Here is a 17,682-nt window from a genome sequence, read left to right as displayed (position 1 = left end):
TAGTTATAGAGATATGCTTTGGACAGTATGTGTTTTGTGTATGACAATTTTAGGTCTGATGTTTTTGCTGAAAAAACTTAAGCAGCCCTATCTTATCGCTTATATTATTGCCGGGGTATTGTTGGGACCCTATGTTTTCAGAATTGTAGATAAACCAGATGAAATAGAAGTTATTGGCGAGATCGGGATATTGTTGCTGATGTTCTTCATCGGAATGGAAATCAATATTCCGAATAAAAGAAGTCTTATTATTAAGCCTGTGATGGCGCAGAGTATTAAAGTGTTGCTGAGCTTTGTATTTGCCTATCTTCTAGGAAGGATACTTCACCTGGACTATAAAAGTATTCTCCTGATTGCCATCCTTTTCATGTTCAACAGTACAGCAGTTGTTGTCGATTTTATGAAGAGGCATGGAACATTAAATACCGCCTTTGGAATAATTATACTCAATATCCTGTTATTGCAGGACCTTCTTCTTGCTCCGGTACTGACCCTGCTGAAGTTCTGGAGTGGTGAAGAATTCAACATCTTTAACTTTGTGCTTCCTTTAGCTTTATGCATCGGTATTTTTTTAATATTCAGGAAGGTGAGAAATTTAAGGGAGATCAGAATTTCAAGTACTTTTCTTGAAAATGATCATGATCTGCAGGTTTTTTTTGGCCTTTTTATCTGTCTTGGCTTTGGTCTTATTGCGGAAACCATTGGTCTGAGTGCCGCATTGGGAAGTTTTATAGCAGGAGTTCTGGTTGGAAAAATACAGGCATTCCACTGGCTTGAAAACTCTTTGTTACCCTTCAAGGTCTTCTTTATTTCACTTTTTTTCGTATCCATTGGTCTAAGACTGGATATTAATTATCTTTTATCCAATTATATGCTGATTGGTATCGGTACTTTGGTCGTTTTAATAAGCAATAGTATTATGTCATCCGTTTTCTTTCGGATTCTGAACTTCAGTTGGAAAGACAGTTTTTATGGTGGAGCATTGCTTTCTCAGACCGGGGAATTTGGGATCCTGGCACTATCTATTGCCTATAAATCCGATATGGTAGGATATGATCTGTATAAAGCCGGATTAGGTATTACCTGTTTGTCTCTATTATTATCCACCTTTTGGATCAGTTGCGGTGCATTCGTTAAGATTCGTAAATCTGTACGCAGTTAAAATAAGGAATGAGAGATATGGGATTACAATCAGGACTCATTTTGTGTCACAAAAATGAAATTTTGACAGAAATTCTGAAAAAATATCACCATTTATCCGGTGGTATTTTTTTTGCTGGTTTTTAGGTACAGCTGGCCAGCTGATGTGTTATTAAATAATTGTTAAACTTATTTAAAAAGAGATTACTATGAATAATCTAATGAAAAGAAACGGAAACAGCAATTTAGGCATTTCAAACATCTTTGATGATTTTTTTAGTCGTGAACTTTTTAACTGGGGTAATAACAATTACTCATCTACCAGTACAACCGTACCATCGGTAAATATAAAGGAAAACGGAGATGCGTATGAGGTTCAGGTTGCTGCGCCCGGAATGGATAAGAATGATTTTGATATCAGTCTTGATGGTAACCTGCTGACCATTTCATCCATGAAACAGGACAGTAGTGAAACAAAAGAAGAGAACTTCACCCGAAGAGAGTTCAGTTATCAGTCCTTCCAGCGTAGTTTTGAACTTCCGAAGAATGTTGTTGACCAGGATAACATTAACGCGAAATATGAAAACGGATTGCTTATGCTTACTATTCCTAAGAAGGAAGATGCAAAGCAGAAACCACCAAGAAGGATTGAAATATCATAAAAATATTTAGAAAAATGGCTACCATGGTAGCCATTTTTTATTAAAAGAGAATGAATAGCAGTATTTATAAACCAAAAAGCTGAAGTGAAATCTCCAGCTTTAATTAATTGTATCGGTTATTATATTAACCGGTTACTTTCAATGATTGAATATATCCGTCAGACAATTGAAAATGATACTTCAAAACAATAGGGCTGCCAGGAAAGTCTCCTAAAACTTCTGCCGATAAAATATTTTCATTTTCATTATAGTCTAAAGGCTTCATAGTAGCATTGTAATCTTTGTTGGCTTTATCAATCCATTTTTCAATTTCGGTTTTTCCGTTATGAGTTTTGCCTTCATCAAATACTTCTGCATTTTCATTAAAACAATTGGCATAAGCAATACTGTCAAAATTGTTTTGGGCTTCGATTAAATCTGTGATAACTTTTGGTAGGTTCATTTTTTATTTTTTTAAGATGATTAAACTGTTGGCACTGTGCCACCATCGATTACAAATTCAGTTCCGGTTAAATAGCTGGCTCTTGGTGAAACTAGGAAACCTACTAATTCAGCAACTTCTCCCGGTTCTGCGGGTCTGCCGTAAGGTATTCCACCCAATGCATCCATAACACTTTGCATGGCCTCTTCTTCTGTACTATTTGCATTTCTTGCAATCTCACCCAGCCACGCTGTGGATGCCGTTGTATTGATCCATCCCGGTGAAACAGTCAGCACGCGGACACCTTTGGGGGTTACTTCATTTGACAAACTTTTACTGTAATTGATCAATGCTGCCTTTGCAGCTGCATACGGCAAAGTAGAATCATACAACGGCAGTTTACCCTGGATTGAAGCAATATGAATAATAACACCGCTTTTGCGCTCTATCATTTGCGGTAAAAACCCTCTGTCCAGTCTGACCGGAGCAAGCAGATTGGCTCGAAGAGTTGATTCCCAATCTTCATCGTTTAGTGCAATGAAACCTCCCGCAGGTGTTGATGAAGAACCAAGGTTGTTCACAAGAATGTCGAGTCTGCCATAAGTAGACAGCACTTCGCTGATGACATTTTGTGTTCCTTGAGCTGTACTTAAATCGGCCGAAATAAAATGCAGGTTTTCATTTTCTTTTTCAGGCTTGTTTCTCGCTGTAATAATAACCTTTGCACCGGCTTGTAGCAATCTCTCTGCTATGGCTTGTCCGGCCCCTTTTGTTCCTCCTGTTACCAAGGCAATTTTACCTTGAAGTTCATTGTTGTAATTAAATTGATTTTCCATTGTCTAATTCTTTGATACAAATTTCCGAAGTATCACTATTTTAGGCAATAACGGAAAATCGAATTGCATAGGGATAATTTATTCCCCTATTGTACAATTTGGTACATTGGGCTACATTTGTATATGCATGAAAGAAAAATACCTTTGAATTTGAACTGTGGCCTTGACCTTATTGGTGAAGTCCTTTATGGCAAGTGGAAAATCCGCCTGCTATGGTTTATCTATCAGGGACATCTGCGTCCAAGTGAATTACAGCGTAAAATTCCTGATGCATCAAGGCGTGTATTAAATATTCAATTAAAAGAACTTGAAGAGCATGAACTTGTCACTAAAAAAATCTATGCTCAGGTCCCTCCCAAAGTTGAATATTCACTCACAGATTTTGGTAAGACACTAATTCCTGTAATTTCTGTATTAGGCGGTTGGGGCGACGAGAATGAAGATAGACTGAGAAGAGTGATTCTGTCAAGAATGGTAGAGCATGATAAACATTCATAGCTTGCTTGATTTAATTATTAACGCTCAAAATAACGTTAACTATTTAATTGGTGATTCTTATTAAATTTTTCTCAAATCTATTTCTGTTTACGGATACGGCTTAAAGTTTCTTTTGTAATTCCCAAATACGATGCAATAAGATGTTGTGGAAATCTTTGTAAAAATGCAGGATGAGTTTTAAAAAGATTATGATAACGTTCTGCTGCGGAAAGGCTTATTGCATTATTGATGCGATTTTGCATCGCTATGCCGTGGTTCATATCCAATCGTTTTGTCAATTCGTTTAAAGCCGGAACTTTTGTCATTTCGTTAATGTCTTCTTTTGAAATCATCAACATCTCAGTATCCTCATAGGCTTCAATAGTATAAATGGACGGTTTTGAGCCTAATAGACTTTCTCGATCAGCTACCCACCAGTTTTCCAGATAAAGGTTGATGACATTTTCCTTTCCAGAGTCGTCCACAGAATATTGTTTCATTGCTCCCTTAATGATGAAACCACAGTATTTGCAAATTTCTCCCTGCTTTAGAAAAAACTGTTTTTTTTCAATTTTTTTGTAAACAAATAACTCTCGTATAAATTTTTTGTCATCAGAACTTAATGTGGATGAGCTGTGAGCTTCGATATAACTGAAAAGAATTAAAAAACTGTCCTGATTGATATTCATAGTTAGGTCCTGAACTGATTTCTTGATTTACGAATTTAATGAAAATTATCTGGTCATTAAAAGTTATTATCAAATCCGTTATCAAAATAAATCATTGAATCAATTTGATGCAAAATATTTATTATCAAATATCAACAACTTCCAGACTTGGATGCCTGTAAATTTGTGATATAAATAACCTTTAAAATATAATTACAATGGCTACAAAATGGAACCTAGACCCAACACACAGTGAAATAACTTTCAAGGTAAGACATATGATGATTTCAAATGTCAAAGGAAATTTCACCAATTTTGATGTGCAGCTTGAAGCAGAAGACGATACTTTTACCAATGTAAAAACAGTAGCAACTATTCAGACAGATTCTATATCTACATACAATACCGACAGAGACAATCACCTGAAATCGGCAGACTTTTTTAATGTTGAAGTACATCCTGTAATCACTTTTGAAGCTTCTGCATTAAGCAATGAAGTAAAGGGTGATCTTACCATTAACCACATTACAAAACCAATTACTCTTGATGTGGATTTCAACGGAATTAAAGCAGATCCATACGGAAATACAAGAGCAGGATTTTCTTTTGAAGGCAAAATCAATAGAAAAGATTTCGGACTTACCTGGCATGCTGCGCTTGAGGGCGGAGGAGTAATGGTAAGCGATGAGGTGAAACTTGCGGGCGATTTACAGTTTGTAAAACAGCAATAAGAAAACATCAAATAGCAAACAATAGAAAAGCCTTTGGAACCTCAAAGGCTTTTGTTTATTTATGATCGGAATTTTAATGGAATTTATTTTCATTGAACTTTCTTTATACAAAACTAAATAATGCAATCATAAAACTACGATATTTCGTAGTTTTTTTTATTATGATATTTTAAATAATATTCTGTAAATCAGGTGTTTTGTTGTTTTGGGTTATTTTTTGGCATTATGCTCATAAGTTTAATTCAAAAAATAATACAACAATGAGCACATTAACATTAAAAGACGGAACAGAAATTTTTTACAAAGATCAGGGACAAGGACCTGTCTTGATGTTTCACCACGGGTGGCCATTATCATCTGATGACTGGGATGCACAGGTAATTTTCTTTTTACAGAAAGGCTACAGAGTGGTTACCCACGACAGAAGAGGCCACGGACGCTCCAGCCAGAATATCTACAATCATACTATTGAACAATACGCTTCTGATGCTGCAGAACTGGTTGAATTTTTAGATCTGAAAGATGTTGTACACATCGGGCATTCAACAGGAGGTGGAGAAGTGATCCGTTATGTTAACAAATATGCAAACGGAAGAGCTAAGAAAGCGGTTCTGATCAGTGCCATTCCGCCGGTAATGGTTAAGAGTGAAAATAATCCTGACGGTGTTCCGATGTCAGTTTTTGATGATATCAGAGAACAGACGATGAACAACAGAAACCAGTTTTATTATGATCTTACTTTCCCTTTCTATGGCTATAACAGAGAAGGAGCGAGTGTAAAGGACGGAGTTCAGAGAAACTGGTGGAGACAAGGATTGATGGGAGGAATTGTTGCTCATTATGACGGGATCAAAGCTTTTTCAGAAACAGATTTAACCGAAGATTTAAAAGCTGTGGATATTCCTGTTTTGGTGATGCATGGTGAGGATGACCAAATCGTCCCTATTGCCAATGCGGCATTAAAATCAATTAAATTACTAAAGAACGGAAAACTGATCACATATCCGGGGTTCCCTCACGGAATGCCCACTACAGAGCATCAAACCATCAATAAAGACCTTTTGGAATTTATTGCTGAATAATTATCATTCCATTCAAATCCAAAATATATGGAAAACTCAAAAACTCACGAAGCGGAATTCAATCCTGAAGATTTTGCTATTGTGCCTGCCCGTACTTTCGATGAACTGAAAGTAGGTGAAGTGTTCAGGGCGCCAAGCAGAACTCTTACAGATGCACATGCTTCAGCATTTCAAACGGTTTCCTGTGATAATCATCCGATCCATTACGATGTGGAATATGCAAAAAGGTACGGTCATGAAGCTCCGGTAGTCCACGGTTTGCAGGTATTGGCTTTTACCGCACCGGGTGCAACTCTTTTGCCTCATTATTTCGGAAGTGTTTTTATTGCCTTTTTAGAATTATCATGTCATTTTTTGAAGGAGGTACATTCAGGAGATACGCTTTATTCTTCGTTGGAAATCACCGATTTAACGCCACAGGAAGACAGAGGTATAGTGACCACAAAAGTGAGAGTCTATAACCAAAAATCTGAACTCGTTTTAGAAGGGCAGCATAAATATTTACTAAAAAGATAATTTCTTTTTTGAATCTGCTGTCTTCTTTTTAAATGGAGAACCTTTTAGAGAAGGCAGCTGATTCAATACCATTTTGACATGTTTACAATAAATCTGTCAAAAACCAGCCATTAAATATCATCATTATGAAACTAAAATCAATTTTTGGTACTGCCGTTCTTTTATCAGCGGTATTCCTTACCAATATTAATGCACAAAATACGGCAAAATCTACGAAAGCCAGAGCAGAATATATCGAAGTGGAACCTAATATAAGACTTCATGTTTCCGACCTTGGAGAAGGTAAGCCAGTTGTTTTAATCCACGGTTATCCGGTAAGTGATGCTTCATGGGAGTACCAGTATCTTCCTTTAATCAAAGCGGGTTATCGTGTTATAGGAATCACTCTGAGAGGATTCGGACAGTCGGATAAGCCTTATGGAAAATATGATTATGACCAGTTTGCTTCTGATATCAAAACTGTTTTGGACAAACTGGATATCAAAGATGCTACGTTGGGCGGCCATTCTATGGGCGGTGCGATTGCTTTGCATTACGTGGCGAAATACAACAGTGCCCATGTCAGTAAACTTGCATTATTCGCTGCTGCTGCGCCTGTTCATACCAAAAAACCGGATTATCCTTATCCGCTATTTACAAAAGAAGATATTACCAAATGGATAGACCTTGTAAGCGTAGACAGACCGGGATTACTGAACACTATAGGTGAAAGATTTGTTTTATCCGCAACTTCTGTTTCACCCGGTGTAGGAACCTGGCTTGGAGGGATTGAAATGCAGTCATCTGCTTATGCAATGGAGCAGGCTTTAATCGCTTTAAGAGACGAAGACCTTCGTGGAGATTTACCGAAAATCAAAATTCCAACCCTTATCATGCAGGCAAAACAGGACAGGATAGTGGCTTATGCTTTAGCAGAGCAAATGAACAAAGCTATTAAAGGATCTAAGCTTATTCCTTTTGAAAACAGCGGACATGCATTGTTCCTCGAAGAAAAAGACAAATTCAATGAAGAATTATTAAAATTTCTTAAGCAATAAAATTCAAACTAAATAACAACTAAATAAACTTTATGAAACCATCAACCAAACTACTTTCTCCTGAAAATCATGCATTGGTATTAATTGATTTTGAAGGGCAAATGGCATTTGCAACCAAAAGTATCTCTATGAACGAACTGCGTAATAATGTAGCAGTACTGTGTGGAGCATCCAAAATATTCAATGTTCCGACTATCGTTACTACGGTTGCTGAACAAAGTTTTTCAGGTCCTGTTTTCCCGGAAATCGAAGAAGCATATCCTATGGCAACATCAGGGTATATCGACAGAACAACGATGAATACATGGGAAGATGAAGCCGCTTATAAAGCCATTACAGGAACCAAGAAGCAAAAACTGGTTCTCGCAGGATTATGGACAGGCGTTTGTATTGTGGGGCCGGCATTATCTGCACTTGAGGAAGGCTATGACGTGTATGTCATTACCGATGCCTGTGGCGATGTGAGTGATGAGGCGCATGAAAGAGCGGTACAGAGAATGATCCATTCAGGAGTAAAGCCCATGACTTCCATTCAGTATATCCTTGAACTTCAGAGAGACTGGGCACGCCAGGAAACCTATGGCCCTGTAACTGACCTGATGAAAAAATATGGTGCTTCTTACGGATTGGGAATCCACTATGCTCACCATATGCTGAATCACTAAAATTCATATACCATTTTCAATGTTGAAATCTGCACCTTCAATACTGTTCTTAAAAGCTTTTATCATAACAGTTTTTTTATATTCTGAAACGTTCTCATCCCAGAGCTTTAAACTTCTGCGGTATGACGAAAATTATGAATATCTGAAAGATTCCACCAAAAGCTTTTATAATAACATTAAATATCTCCCTCTCAACGAAAAGAAAGACATCTATCTCTCATTGGGTGGCGAGGCAAGATATGAATATGTGGATTTCAACAACGAAGATTGGGGAAGGCTTAACATAGGACACAACGACTTTTTTCTCCAACGCTATGACCTTCATGCAGACTGGCATTTCGGGAAAAACTTCAGAATATTTTCACAGATCAGAAGTGCTTTGCAAAACGGAAGAAAAAACGGTTCAAGAGGCATTGATGAAGACCAGCTGAGTATTCAGAATCTCTTTCTGGATGCAGGTTTGGTGAACAGGGAAGATCAGAAGCTGACAGTGAGACTGGGAAGACAGGAGCTGGACTACGGTTCGGGTAGATTAATTTCTGTAAGGGAAGGGCCCAATGCAAGGCTGTCTTTTACAGGAGCCAAAATCATGTATTCCTATAAAAATGTTTCTTTAGATGCTTTTGCGATGATGACAGACTCTGTCAGGACCGGCGTTTTTGATAATACCATTTCAAAGCAGCTTAATCTTTGGGGACTTTATTCCAAAATTATTATTCCCGAAGCCGGAAATCTTGATCTCTATTACCTCGGAATCCGAAGAGACGAATCTGTTTTTGAAGCCGGAACAGCAAGAGAAAAGCGTCACACAATTGGCGGAAGACTCTGGAAATATGGCGGCGGATTTATCTATAACCTGGAAGCTGCCTATCAGTTCGGACGTTTTGGAAACGAAAAGATCAGTGCATGGACGGGCTCTGTGGATGTAGGGTATCTCTTTGAAAACCTTACATTCAAGCCAAGCATTAATCTGAGAAACGATTATATATCAGGAGATCATTCTAAAAATGACGGAAAGCTCAATACCTTTAATCCTTTATATCCGAAAGGAGGCTATTTCGGCTTCAGCCCTCAGGTGGGGCCTGTCAATTTAATTGATATTCATCCGTATATGACCCTTGATCTGACTTCCAGACTCAAAATGCAGGTGGATGTTGTCTTCAACTGGCGATATTCCCTGAACGACGGTGTCTACCGGCCAAGCGGAGCATTGAACCGCCCCGGAAGCAGCTCAGATAAAAGGTATATCGGAACGGCTTATTTAACCAGCTTTACCTATAATTTCAACAAACACTTCTCTTTGGTGAGCGGACTTCAGTATTTCCACAAAGGACCTTTTATTGAAGATATCATTCAGGATGCAAAAAGCGGTGTTTTCTGGAATATCCGGCTGGGATTCAAATTTTAATCATTATTAAATCATTTATTATGCAAAATTCAATTTCAAAATATATCAATTGGTCAAAAACACTCTTTACAGTATTGGTGTTGGCAACTGCGGGAACCCAATTCGTTTCAGCACAGGCTGTTGCAGAAAAAACAGCAATTGGAACCTCAAAAACATGGGGAACTGTTGACGGAATTTCCGTTGTAGGACTGGTGCAGGGACCTTCTGCTGCCAAAGCAGATTTGCAGATCGCCTGTGTTTTCGAGTATACGGAAGGAGATATTTTTAATCCGCCGGCGCTTCCCAAAGAACTGAACGGAATGATTCATCTGGATGAAGCATTAAAAGGAATTATTACAGAAGTCCGTAAAAAAGGACAGTTCAAAGGACACGCTTTGGAAACCTTATTAATTAATCCTCCGAAAGGAAGCCTTGCCTCCGGAAAACTGCTGTTGATCGGCCTGGGGAACAGAAACTCTTTCGATGCCGAACTGATGAAAGAAGTAGGAAGTGTTGCCATGAGAGAAGCTTTGAAACTACAGGTACATACCGTATCCTTTGCCAGTGATATCAAAGATGCCGGAATTGATTCTCCGACAGCCCTGGTGGCAGAAAATGTGGTTTTGGGCGCTTTTGATGCCTACCGTACGCAGTCTTATTTAAAAGCTCAGCATTTATCCGATACCATGAAATTAAAAAAATTGATTCTGCTGGCCGGACCGTCTTTTTTCACCGTTGCCGGAGGAGGAATTCAGGAAGCTATATCGAAGTTGAACACCAAATAATTAAAGATGAAAGCAGACCTTATCGTATACAACGGAAAAATCCACACTTTCAATAAAGAAACTCCGGAAGTTTCTGCAGTGGCCATTAAAGACGGGAAAATTATTGCGGTTGGAAATGACAGACTGGCAGATCAGTTTGCAGATGAATCTACAGAACTTATTGATCTCAGAAAGAAAAGAGTAGTACCGGGAATCAATGATTCTCACATTCACCTGATTCGTGGCGGATTGAATTACAACCTGGAATTAAGATGGGACGGTATTCCCTCACTGGCTGATGCGCTCAGAATGTTAAAAGACCAGGTAGACCGTACGCCTTCTCCGCAATGGGTTCGTGTCGTAGGAGGATGGTCCGAATTCCAGTTTGCAGAAAGAAGGATGCCTACTTTGGAGGAAATTAATGCCATTGCCCCGGAAACGCCTGTTTTTATCCTGCATTTGTACGACAGGGCTTTAATGAACAGGGCAGCATTAAAAGCAGTAGGATTTACCAAAGATACTCCGGCTCCGGCAGGCGGACATATTGAAAGAGATGCTAACGGTGAACCCACAGGGTTGATTATTGCCACACCCAATGCCATGATCTTATACTCAACACTGGCAAAAGGCCCGAAGCTTTCTTACGAACACCAGCTGAATTCCACAAGGCATTTTATGACAGAACTGAACCGCTTCGGAATTACCAGTGTCATTGATGCCGGCGGAGGATTCCAGAATTTTCCGGATGATTATCAGGTGGTGAACGAACTGAATGAGAAAAAACAGCTTACCGTAAGGATCGCCTATAATCTTTTTACCCAGAAACCAAAGCATGAATTTGAAGATTTCAGCGATTGGATCGACACGGTAAAATTATATCAGGGGGATGATATGTACCGTCACAACGGGGCAGGAGAGATGCTGGTATTTTCTGCAGCCGATTTTGAAGATTTTCTTCAGCCAAGACCTGACCTACCTGAAAACATGGAAGCAGATCTCGAAAAAGTAGTCCGTTTACTGGTAGAAAACCGCTGGCCATTCAGACTTCATGCAACCTATAATGAAAGCATCACCCGTTTTTTAAATGTTTTTGAAAAAGTAAACCGGGATATTCCTTTTAATGGTCTTCCATGGATTTTTGATCATGCAGAAACCATTGATGAAAAAAATATCGAAAGGGTAAAAATGCTTGGCGGAGGAATCGCCATCCAGAGCAGAATGGCTTATCAGGGAGAATATTTTGCAGACCGTTATGGTTCCGGCGCCGCAGAAAGTACACCACCCGTAAAAAAAATGCTGGAAATGGGAGTTCCTGTAGGTGGAGGCTCAGATGCCACAAGGGTAAGCAGCTACAATCCGTGGGTTTCCATGTATTGGCTGACCGCAGGTAAAACTGTTGGCGGACTTCAACTGTATCATGAAACAAAGCTGGACAGGTCAACTGCACTGGAACTGTATACAAAAGGCAGCGCATGGTTCTCTCAGGAACAGCAGAAAAAAGGTGATATCAGAGTGGGAATGTTTGCCGATCTGGCAGTTCTTGATCAGGATTATTTCACGGTTGATGATGAAGAGATCAAAAATATTGAAGCGGAAATGACCATTGTAGACGGGAAAATAGTCTATGCCAAAGGAACATTCTTATCTTATGCACCACCATCTATTCCTGTGCTTCCGGACTGGTCTCCCACCAATCTTTACAACGGATATTACCCTGCAGGCGGACATTTTCAGAAAGAAATTGAGAAAAATGCGAAACAGGATTTAAAAGCCCCGCTGACCTCACAAATTCACAGCTGTGCAGGAAGCTGCGATATTCACCATCATAACCATAACCAGGCAAGAATGAGCAATGTGCCCGTTAATAATTACCACACATTCTGGGGAGCTCTAGGCTGTTCGTGCTTTGCCTTTTAACTATCAATACATATGGAAATTTTAAAACAGATCCTTTCATCGGATTTAGGCTCACCATGCAATGATGCTTCATTTCTGGTTTTCCGGGTACTCCTTGCCATTCAGCTGTTCAGAGTCCATGGTTTAAAGAAATTCAGGTTGGAAAACGGGCAAAGGGAAGTCATTCCAAACCCTCTGGGATTGCCTGATCAACTCAATGCCATAGTCGCTTCATTTGCTGATCTGATAGTTCCGTTTCTGATTATTTCAGGATTGGGAACCAGGCTTGCGGTTTTACCGACCATTGGTGTGACGGCTATCGGATATTTTGTGGTTCATAGAAAGGATTCATTGGAAGTGCGGGATGTTCCTTTTATGTACACCCTTTCCCTGTTACTGATTCTTGCATTGGGTGCAGGAAGATATTCACTTGATTATTACTTATTAAATATTTTATAAAATGAAAACTTCAATCGGAATTAAAAACGAAAATTTAGCAAAAGTTGCTGAGGTACTGGTTACCACTTTAGCAGACGAATTTGTATTGTATACCAAAACTAGAAAAGCACATTGGAATGTCGAAGGACCGGATTTTTACAATAAACACCTGTTTTTTGAAGCACAATACGGGCAGCTGGACGACATCATTGATGATCTGGCTGAAAGAATCAGGACGCTGGGACATTATGCACCGGCTACTTTAAGGGAATATCTTGAATTAACCCATTTGTCTGAGCACCATCTTGAATCGAACGACAGCCTAACTTACATCAGAGCGCTTCTTTCCGACCACGAAAGTATCATCATTCATCTTCGTGAAAATATTGAAAACTTCGCTGTGGAATTCCGTGATTCAGGGACAAGCGACTACATTACAGGATTACTGGAAGCCCATGAGAAAATGGCCTGGATGCTCCGTTCACATTTAAAATAGAAAAATGGAAGTAAAACATAATATCGGCTTTGTCACCTTATTGTTAACCATGATTGCCGGATACTGTGATACCGTGACATTTGTAGCGGCAGATGCCCTTTTTTCGGCACATGTTACAGGGAACTTTATTGTATTTGCCTATCAGTTTGTGAAGGGATCGGATATTCATGCCTGGGTAAAGCTGCTTACTTTTCCGGTCTTTATTCTCGCGGTTATGGCAGGAGGGAAGATTGCCGGGAAAGTTATCAATCATTACACGCTGTTATTCTGGGAAGGAACATTGCTTTTTTTAGCCGGAATTATTGTTGCCGTTCTCAGTTACTACGGAACGTTTTCAGAAGTTATGATGTATACTGTGGCTATGATGACCGTTTTTGCGATGGGGCTTCAGAATGCTTTCGGGAAACTCTATGCAAAGGAAACCCATGGTCCTACTACCATGATGACAGGAAATGTAACCCAGGCTTCCCTGGATTTTGGAACGCTTCTGTCAAGTGGCTTTCAACACCCTGAAGCCTGGGCAAGCCTGAAGAAGCAGTTGGTTACCATACTTGGATTTCTGATAGGCTGTTTTTTAGGGGCATATGCGGGAAAACAATTTGGACTCGAAACATTGATTTTACCGGGGCTGGCCATGATCATCTGCTATTTTTATCACCGTAAAAACTAGTACGGGACTATGGCAAAATACGGTATAAAATATTACCTTTAAAAAATGAATTTCTGGCTTTATTTTTTATCTAAAAATCTATTTAAAGTAGTATATTTTTCATTGGTTTTTATGTTTTCATGGAGTATAAAAGCACAAATCCAAGAAAATCCTGCACTGTTGAGAAAACAGATTTCCTCTTCCCCCAATACTGCTCAGAAAACCGCTTTATTGTTGCGGCTGAGTAACTATTATATTAGTAAAAAAGGAGAGTTGAAGGCTGATCTCGACAGTGCCGCTATTCTGAACAGACAGGCAAAAGCACTGAATATAAAATCCGGAGATCTGATGTTTGCCGGAAAGCTCATATTTCTGGATGCTAAACTAGATAAAGAAAGAGGCAGTAAAAACATTGCTTTATCCAAAATGAAAGAAGCACTTGCTTATTTTGAAACCCATCAATTTAAGGAACAGACCGGAGAGGCATATAACGAGTTATCGTATATGTATGACAATAAACCCGAGTATTTTGATACTAAAATTAGACTGAAAGAAAAAGCATTGGAACTTTTTAAAAATTCAGGATCAAAACTGAATCAGGCAGGCGTCTTAAAAGATCTTGGAGAACTATATTATATCAAAGAAAATCCTGATAAAGCGCTCGGTTTGCTCAGGCAATCCCTTTCTGTTTATCAGTCGGTGAAATTCAGAGAATTACAGAGTGTTTATAACCTTATTTCCCAGGTTGAAATTCAGAAGGCGGATTATGGGGAAGCGCTCCGTTATGGTCTTCTGGCAGAAAAAACAGCAGAAAGCGTAAATGATTATTCTTTGCAGATGTGTTCTATTTACAGCAATATCGGAATGGTGTATTACTATCTCCGCCAGAACGACGATGCCATGAGATATTGGGAAAAATCCTTAGCTACTGCTAAAAAAAATAAAGATAACAGCTACATCAGAACCGTTGCCAATAATATTTCTACGATGCTGATCAGGCAGAAAAAGTTTAAGCAGGCTATTACCATGATAGAAGAATATAGAGAACGTTACCCTATCGTAGACCAGGATTTTGAAATGTCAGAAAATTATATCCTGTTCAGCACCTATACTATTTTAAAGCAGTTTAATAAAGCCGAAGCCTACTACAAAAAACTGGTCGCCTATTACGGTGAAAATGCAGAAAAGAACAATCAGCAGGCTTCATTGCTGCGAAGCTTTGTTTTTTATCATTACCAGACCCGGAACTTTGATAAAATGTACCGCGAAGCGAGGCTTTTTGATTCGATAGCCAAAAATAACGGAAATGATATGCTTCGTTCGGAAAACCATTTAATGTGGTTCAAAGCAGATTCCATACAGGGAAAATACCTGGATGCCATACAGCATTATCAGCTGTACAAAAAATTTTCCGATTCTGTTTTTAACGGCGAAAAAAGCAAGCAGATCAACAGTCTTAAAATTCAGTTTGAGACAGAACAGAAAGATAAAAACATTCAGCTGCTGACCCAGAAAGCAAAACTACAGGATATTAAGATTGCGAATGATACCTTTATCAGATATGTTTTCATTGGAAGTATTCTGGCACTGATCCTTTTTGCTGCTTTGTTGTATAACCGATCAAGATTAAAAAGCAATGCCAATAAAAACCTGGAACTGAAACGTAAGCAGATTGATGAACAGAACGAACAGCTGAAAAAATTACTTGCCGAAAAAGAATGGCTCTTAAAAGAGATCCATCACAGGGTCAAAAACAATCTGCAGATTGTGATCAGCCTGCTGAATACGCAGTCTGCTTACCTGGATAATGAAGATGCCCTGATGGCTATCCAGAACAGCCAGCACAGAATGCATGCTATGTCCATTATCCATCAGAAACTTTATCAGTCCGATAATCTTTCGATGATTGATATGTCATGGTATATTTATGAGTTGATCACTTATATCAAAGAATGTTATTCATATGACAAAAAAATTAATTTCACAGTGGATACCGATAAAGTGTTACTTGACGTCGCCCAGGCAGTTCCTATGGGATTAATTGTTAATGAAGCAGTCAATAATACGGTAAAATACGCGTTTCCGGATGACCGGAAAGGTGAAGTTTCCGTCTCATTCAAAAATACGGATGACCATCTTTGTGAACTGATTATATCAGATAATGGAGTAGGGCTTCCCAATGATTTCAATATTGAAGAAACGGAATCTCTGGGAATGAACCTGATGCGGGGGCTTACTGACCAGTTAGACGGGACCTTCCATCTCGAAAATAAAAGTGGATTAAAAATTACAATTACATTCAGAAGAAATACAGAAATAACTCCTTCCAACTAAAGGCTGACTATCATGAAAGAAAAAATATTAATTGTAGAAGATGAATTTATTGTAGCCAATGATCTGAAGCTGATGCTGATGAAGGCCGGTTACCAGATCACAGGAATCGCATCTTCGGTGGTTCAGGCCAGAAAACTGATTGCAGACAGCAAGCCGGATTGGGTACTTCTTGATATCATTTTAAAAGGAGACCTCACAGGAATTGATCTCGCCTGGGAACTGCGTGAAATGAATCTGCCTTTTCTATATATTTCAGCCAATACCAACCAGTCTACCCTGGAAGCAGTGAAAGAAACGCAGCCCTACGGATTTATGGTAAAACCTTTCCGGGAGCGTGATATGATTGTTATGCTTGATATTGCCAGATACCGTTATGATATGGAAAGAGGCTGTGAACTGTGCACAGATAACGGAAATCGTGAAGTGATTGAAGGAATTATCGGGAAAAGCAAGGTACTTCAGGATGTCGTTGAAAAAATAAGGGTAGTAGCTCCTACAGATACGTCTGTTCTGGTGGTCGGGGAAAGCGGAACGGGTAAGGAAAAAGTGGCTCATTCCGTTCATGAGCTTTCAGACCGCAGCGCTCATCCTATTGTTGTAGTCAACTGTGCCGCACTGCCGCATGCGCTTATCGAATCCGAGCTCTTCGGACATGAAAAAGGAAGCTTTACCGGAGCCAATACATTGAGGATCGGAAAATTTGAACAAGCCAACGGAGGAACAGTCTTCCTGGATGAAATAGGGGAACTGCCACTGGATTCACAGGTTAAATTACTGAGAGTTTTACAGGAAAAGGAAATTGAACGGCTTGGTGGACATAATACAGTTAAAGTAAATGTAAGAATTGTTGCAGCGACCAACCGCTCCCTGGAAAAAGAAGTGGCGGAAGGAAGATTCAGGCTGGATCTGTATTACCGTTTGAATGTTTTCCCTATAGAACTGCCTCCGCTGAGAGAAAGAAAGGAAGATATCGTATTGCTGGCCCATTTTTTCCTGAATAAATATGCCGCTGCTTCGAGAAGAAATATCACTTCTATCAGTGAAAAAGCATTAGAACAGTTGCTGAATTATCACTGGCCGGGAAACATTCGTGAGCTGGAGCATTTGATCGAACGAAGTGTTCTGTTGGCCAAAACCGCAGAAATAGAAAGCTTTGATCTGCCCAAAATCATTGAAAAATCTTCTGAAATGCCAGGCCAGCTGAAATCATTGGAAGATATGGAAAGAGATCATATTATAAGTGCGCTTCAGACTTCTAACGGAAAAGTTTCCGGACCTGGCGGTGCTGCAGAGCTGCTGAAAATACAAGCTCAGACTTTATATTCCAAAATGAAAAAATTAGGAATTGACAAAGGCTATAAATAATCACGGGCAAAGCTAACCGGAGACTATATTTTCATTCATTTTTTTAATCATAATTCTTCAAATAATTTGAGGACAAAATCATTATGCCTTTACGCAGAATATCAAATAATAAATCAAT

General features: G+C 39.2%; 19 protein-coding genes. 16 read left to right on the top strand and 3 right to left on the bottom strand.

Going from position 1 to position 17,682, the window contains the following annotated elements:
* The first annotated feature begins 13 nt into the window (after positions 1–13).
* Both PFY10_06550 and PFY10_06545 read left to right on the top strand, forming a co-directional pair.
* Positions 14–1,162 carry a cation:proton antiporter gene (locus PFY10_06550; GenBank protein WBV58100.1) on the top strand — a complete coding sequence of 383 codons (1,149 nt, stop codon included), beginning with the start codon at positions 14–16 and terminating at the stop codon, positions 1,160–1,162.
* A 187-nt stretch (positions 1,163–1,349) separates the two neighbouring features.
* A complete protein-coding gene (locus tag PFY10_06545) occupies positions 1,350–1,802 on the top strand; it encodes an Hsp20/alpha crystallin family protein (protein WBV58099.1) in 453 nt (150 codons plus the stop codon).
* A 124-nt stretch (positions 1,803–1,926) separates the two neighbouring features.
* Here PFY10_06545 and PFY10_06540 read toward each other — a convergent pair whose 3' ends face one another.
* Both PFY10_06540 and PFY10_06535 read right to left on the bottom strand, forming a co-directional pair.
* A complete protein-coding gene (locus PFY10_06540; GenBank protein ID WBV58098.1) occupies positions 1,927–2,244 on the bottom strand; it encodes a nuclear transport factor 2 family protein in 318 nt (105 codons plus the stop codon).
* A 20-nt stretch (positions 2,245–2,264) separates the two neighbouring features.
* The gene (locus PFY10_06535) at positions 2,265–3,059 is read right to left on the bottom strand and encodes an SDR family oxidoreductase (GenBank protein ID WBV58097.1); all 795 of its coding nucleotides are present in this window, start codon (positions 3,057–3,059) and stop codon (positions 2,265–2,267) included.
* Between the two features lie 150 nt (positions 3,060–3,209).
* Between PFY10_06535 and PFY10_06530 the strand changes: the two genes are divergently transcribed.
* On the top strand, positions 3,210–3,557 hold the full coding sequence (locus PFY10_06530; GenBank protein WBV58096.1) for a helix-turn-helix domain-containing protein: 348 nt from the start codon (positions 3,210–3,212) through the stop codon (positions 3,555–3,557).
* 77 nt (positions 3,558–3,634) lie between these two features.
* On the opposite strand, the gene PFY10_06525 is transcribed toward PFY10_06530, so the two are convergent.
* Positions 3,635–4,225: a Crp/Fnr family transcriptional regulator gene (locus PFY10_06525; protein ID WBV58095.1), complete on the bottom strand. Its 591-nt coding sequence runs from the start codon at positions 4,223–4,225 to the stop codon at positions 3,635–3,637.
* Positions 4,226–4,422: 197 nt separating this feature from the next.
* Between PFY10_06525 and PFY10_06520 the strand changes: the two genes are divergently transcribed.
* The 13 genes from PFY10_06520 (at position 4,423) to PFY10_06460 (ending at position 17,564) form a co-directional block, all read left to right on the top strand.
* Positions 4,423–4,935, top strand: a complete 513-nt coding sequence (locus PFY10_06520) for a YceI family protein (protein ID WBV58094.1) — start codon at positions 4,423–4,425, stop codon at positions 4,933–4,935.
* Positions 4,936–5,195: 260 nt separating this feature from the next.
* Positions 5,196–6,017 carry an alpha/beta hydrolase gene (locus PFY10_06515; protein WBV58093.1) on the top strand — a complete coding sequence of 274 codons (822 nt, stop codon included), beginning with the start codon at positions 5,196–5,198 and terminating at the stop codon, positions 6,015–6,017.
* A gap of 27 nt (positions 6,018–6,044) precedes the next feature.
* Positions 6,045–6,533 carry a MaoC family dehydratase gene (locus tag PFY10_06510; GenBank protein WBV58092.1) on the top strand — a complete coding sequence of 163 codons (489 nt, stop codon included), beginning with the start codon at positions 6,045–6,047 and terminating at the stop codon, positions 6,531–6,533.
* 125 nt (positions 6,534–6,658) lie between these two features.
* Positions 6,659–7,570: an alpha/beta hydrolase gene (locus PFY10_06505; GenBank protein ID WBV58091.1), complete on the top strand. Its 912-nt coding sequence runs from the start codon at positions 6,659–6,661 to the stop codon at positions 7,568–7,570.
* Positions 7,571–7,602: 32 nt separating this feature from the next.
* Entirely contained in the window at positions 7,603–8,235 is a 633-nt protein-coding gene (locus PFY10_06500; protein WBV58090.1) for a hydrolase, read from the top strand.
* A gap of 19 nt (positions 8,236–8,254) precedes the next feature.
* Positions 8,255–9,643 carry an alginate export family protein gene (locus PFY10_06495; protein ID WBV58089.1) on the top strand — a complete coding sequence of 463 codons (1,389 nt, stop codon included), beginning with the start codon at positions 8,255–8,257 and terminating at the stop codon, positions 9,641–9,643.
* Between the two features lie 20 nt (positions 9,644–9,663).
* The gene (locus PFY10_06490) at positions 9,664–10,407 is read left to right on the top strand and encodes a peptidase M17 (GenBank protein ID WBV58088.1); all 744 of its coding nucleotides are present in this window, start codon (positions 9,664–9,666) and stop codon (positions 10,405–10,407) included.
* Positions 10,408–10,413: 6 nt separating this feature from the next.
* Positions 10,414–12,303, top strand: coding sequence for an amidohydrolase (locus tag PFY10_06485; protein WBV58087.1), 1,890 nt, complete (start codon positions 10,414–10,416; stop codon positions 12,301–12,303).
* Between the two features lie 12 nt (positions 12,304–12,315).
* A complete protein-coding gene (locus PFY10_06480; GenBank protein WBV58086.1) occupies positions 12,316–12,741 on the top strand; it encodes a DoxX family protein in 426 nt (141 codons plus the stop codon).
* A gap of 1 nt (position 12,742) precedes the next feature.
* Positions 12,743–13,216 carry a DNA starvation/stationary phase protection protein gene (locus PFY10_06475; GenBank protein ID WBV58085.1) on the top strand — a complete coding sequence of 158 codons (474 nt, stop codon included), beginning with the start codon at positions 12,743–12,745 and terminating at the stop codon, positions 13,214–13,216.
* A gap of 4 nt (positions 13,217–13,220) precedes the next feature.
* Positions 13,221–13,886, top strand: coding sequence for a YoaK family protein (locus PFY10_06470; GenBank protein WBV58084.1), 666 nt, complete (start codon positions 13,221–13,223; stop codon positions 13,884–13,886).
* A 45-nt stretch (positions 13,887–13,931) separates the two neighbouring features.
* Complete coding sequence (locus PFY10_06465) at positions 13,932–16,199, top strand: tetratricopeptide repeat protein (protein ID WBV58083.1); 2,268 nt, start codon at positions 13,932–13,934, stop codon at positions 16,197–16,199.
* A 12-nt stretch (positions 16,200–16,211) separates the two neighbouring features.
* Complete coding sequence (locus PFY10_06460) at positions 16,212–17,564, top strand: sigma-54 dependent transcriptional regulator (GenBank protein ID WBV58082.1); 1,353 nt, start codon at positions 16,212–16,214, stop codon at positions 17,562–17,564.
* Positions 17,565–17,682 lie beyond the last annotated feature (118 nt).

It is taken from the genome of Chryseobacterium daecheongense, assembly GCA_027920525.1.
Lineage (GTDB): Bacteria > Bacteroidota > Bacteroidia > Flavobacteriales > Weeksellaceae > Chryseobacterium > Chryseobacterium proteolyticum.
The sequence above is the reverse complement of the archived record's forward strand: the minus strand, read 5'-3'. Positions and strand labels throughout refer to the sequence as shown.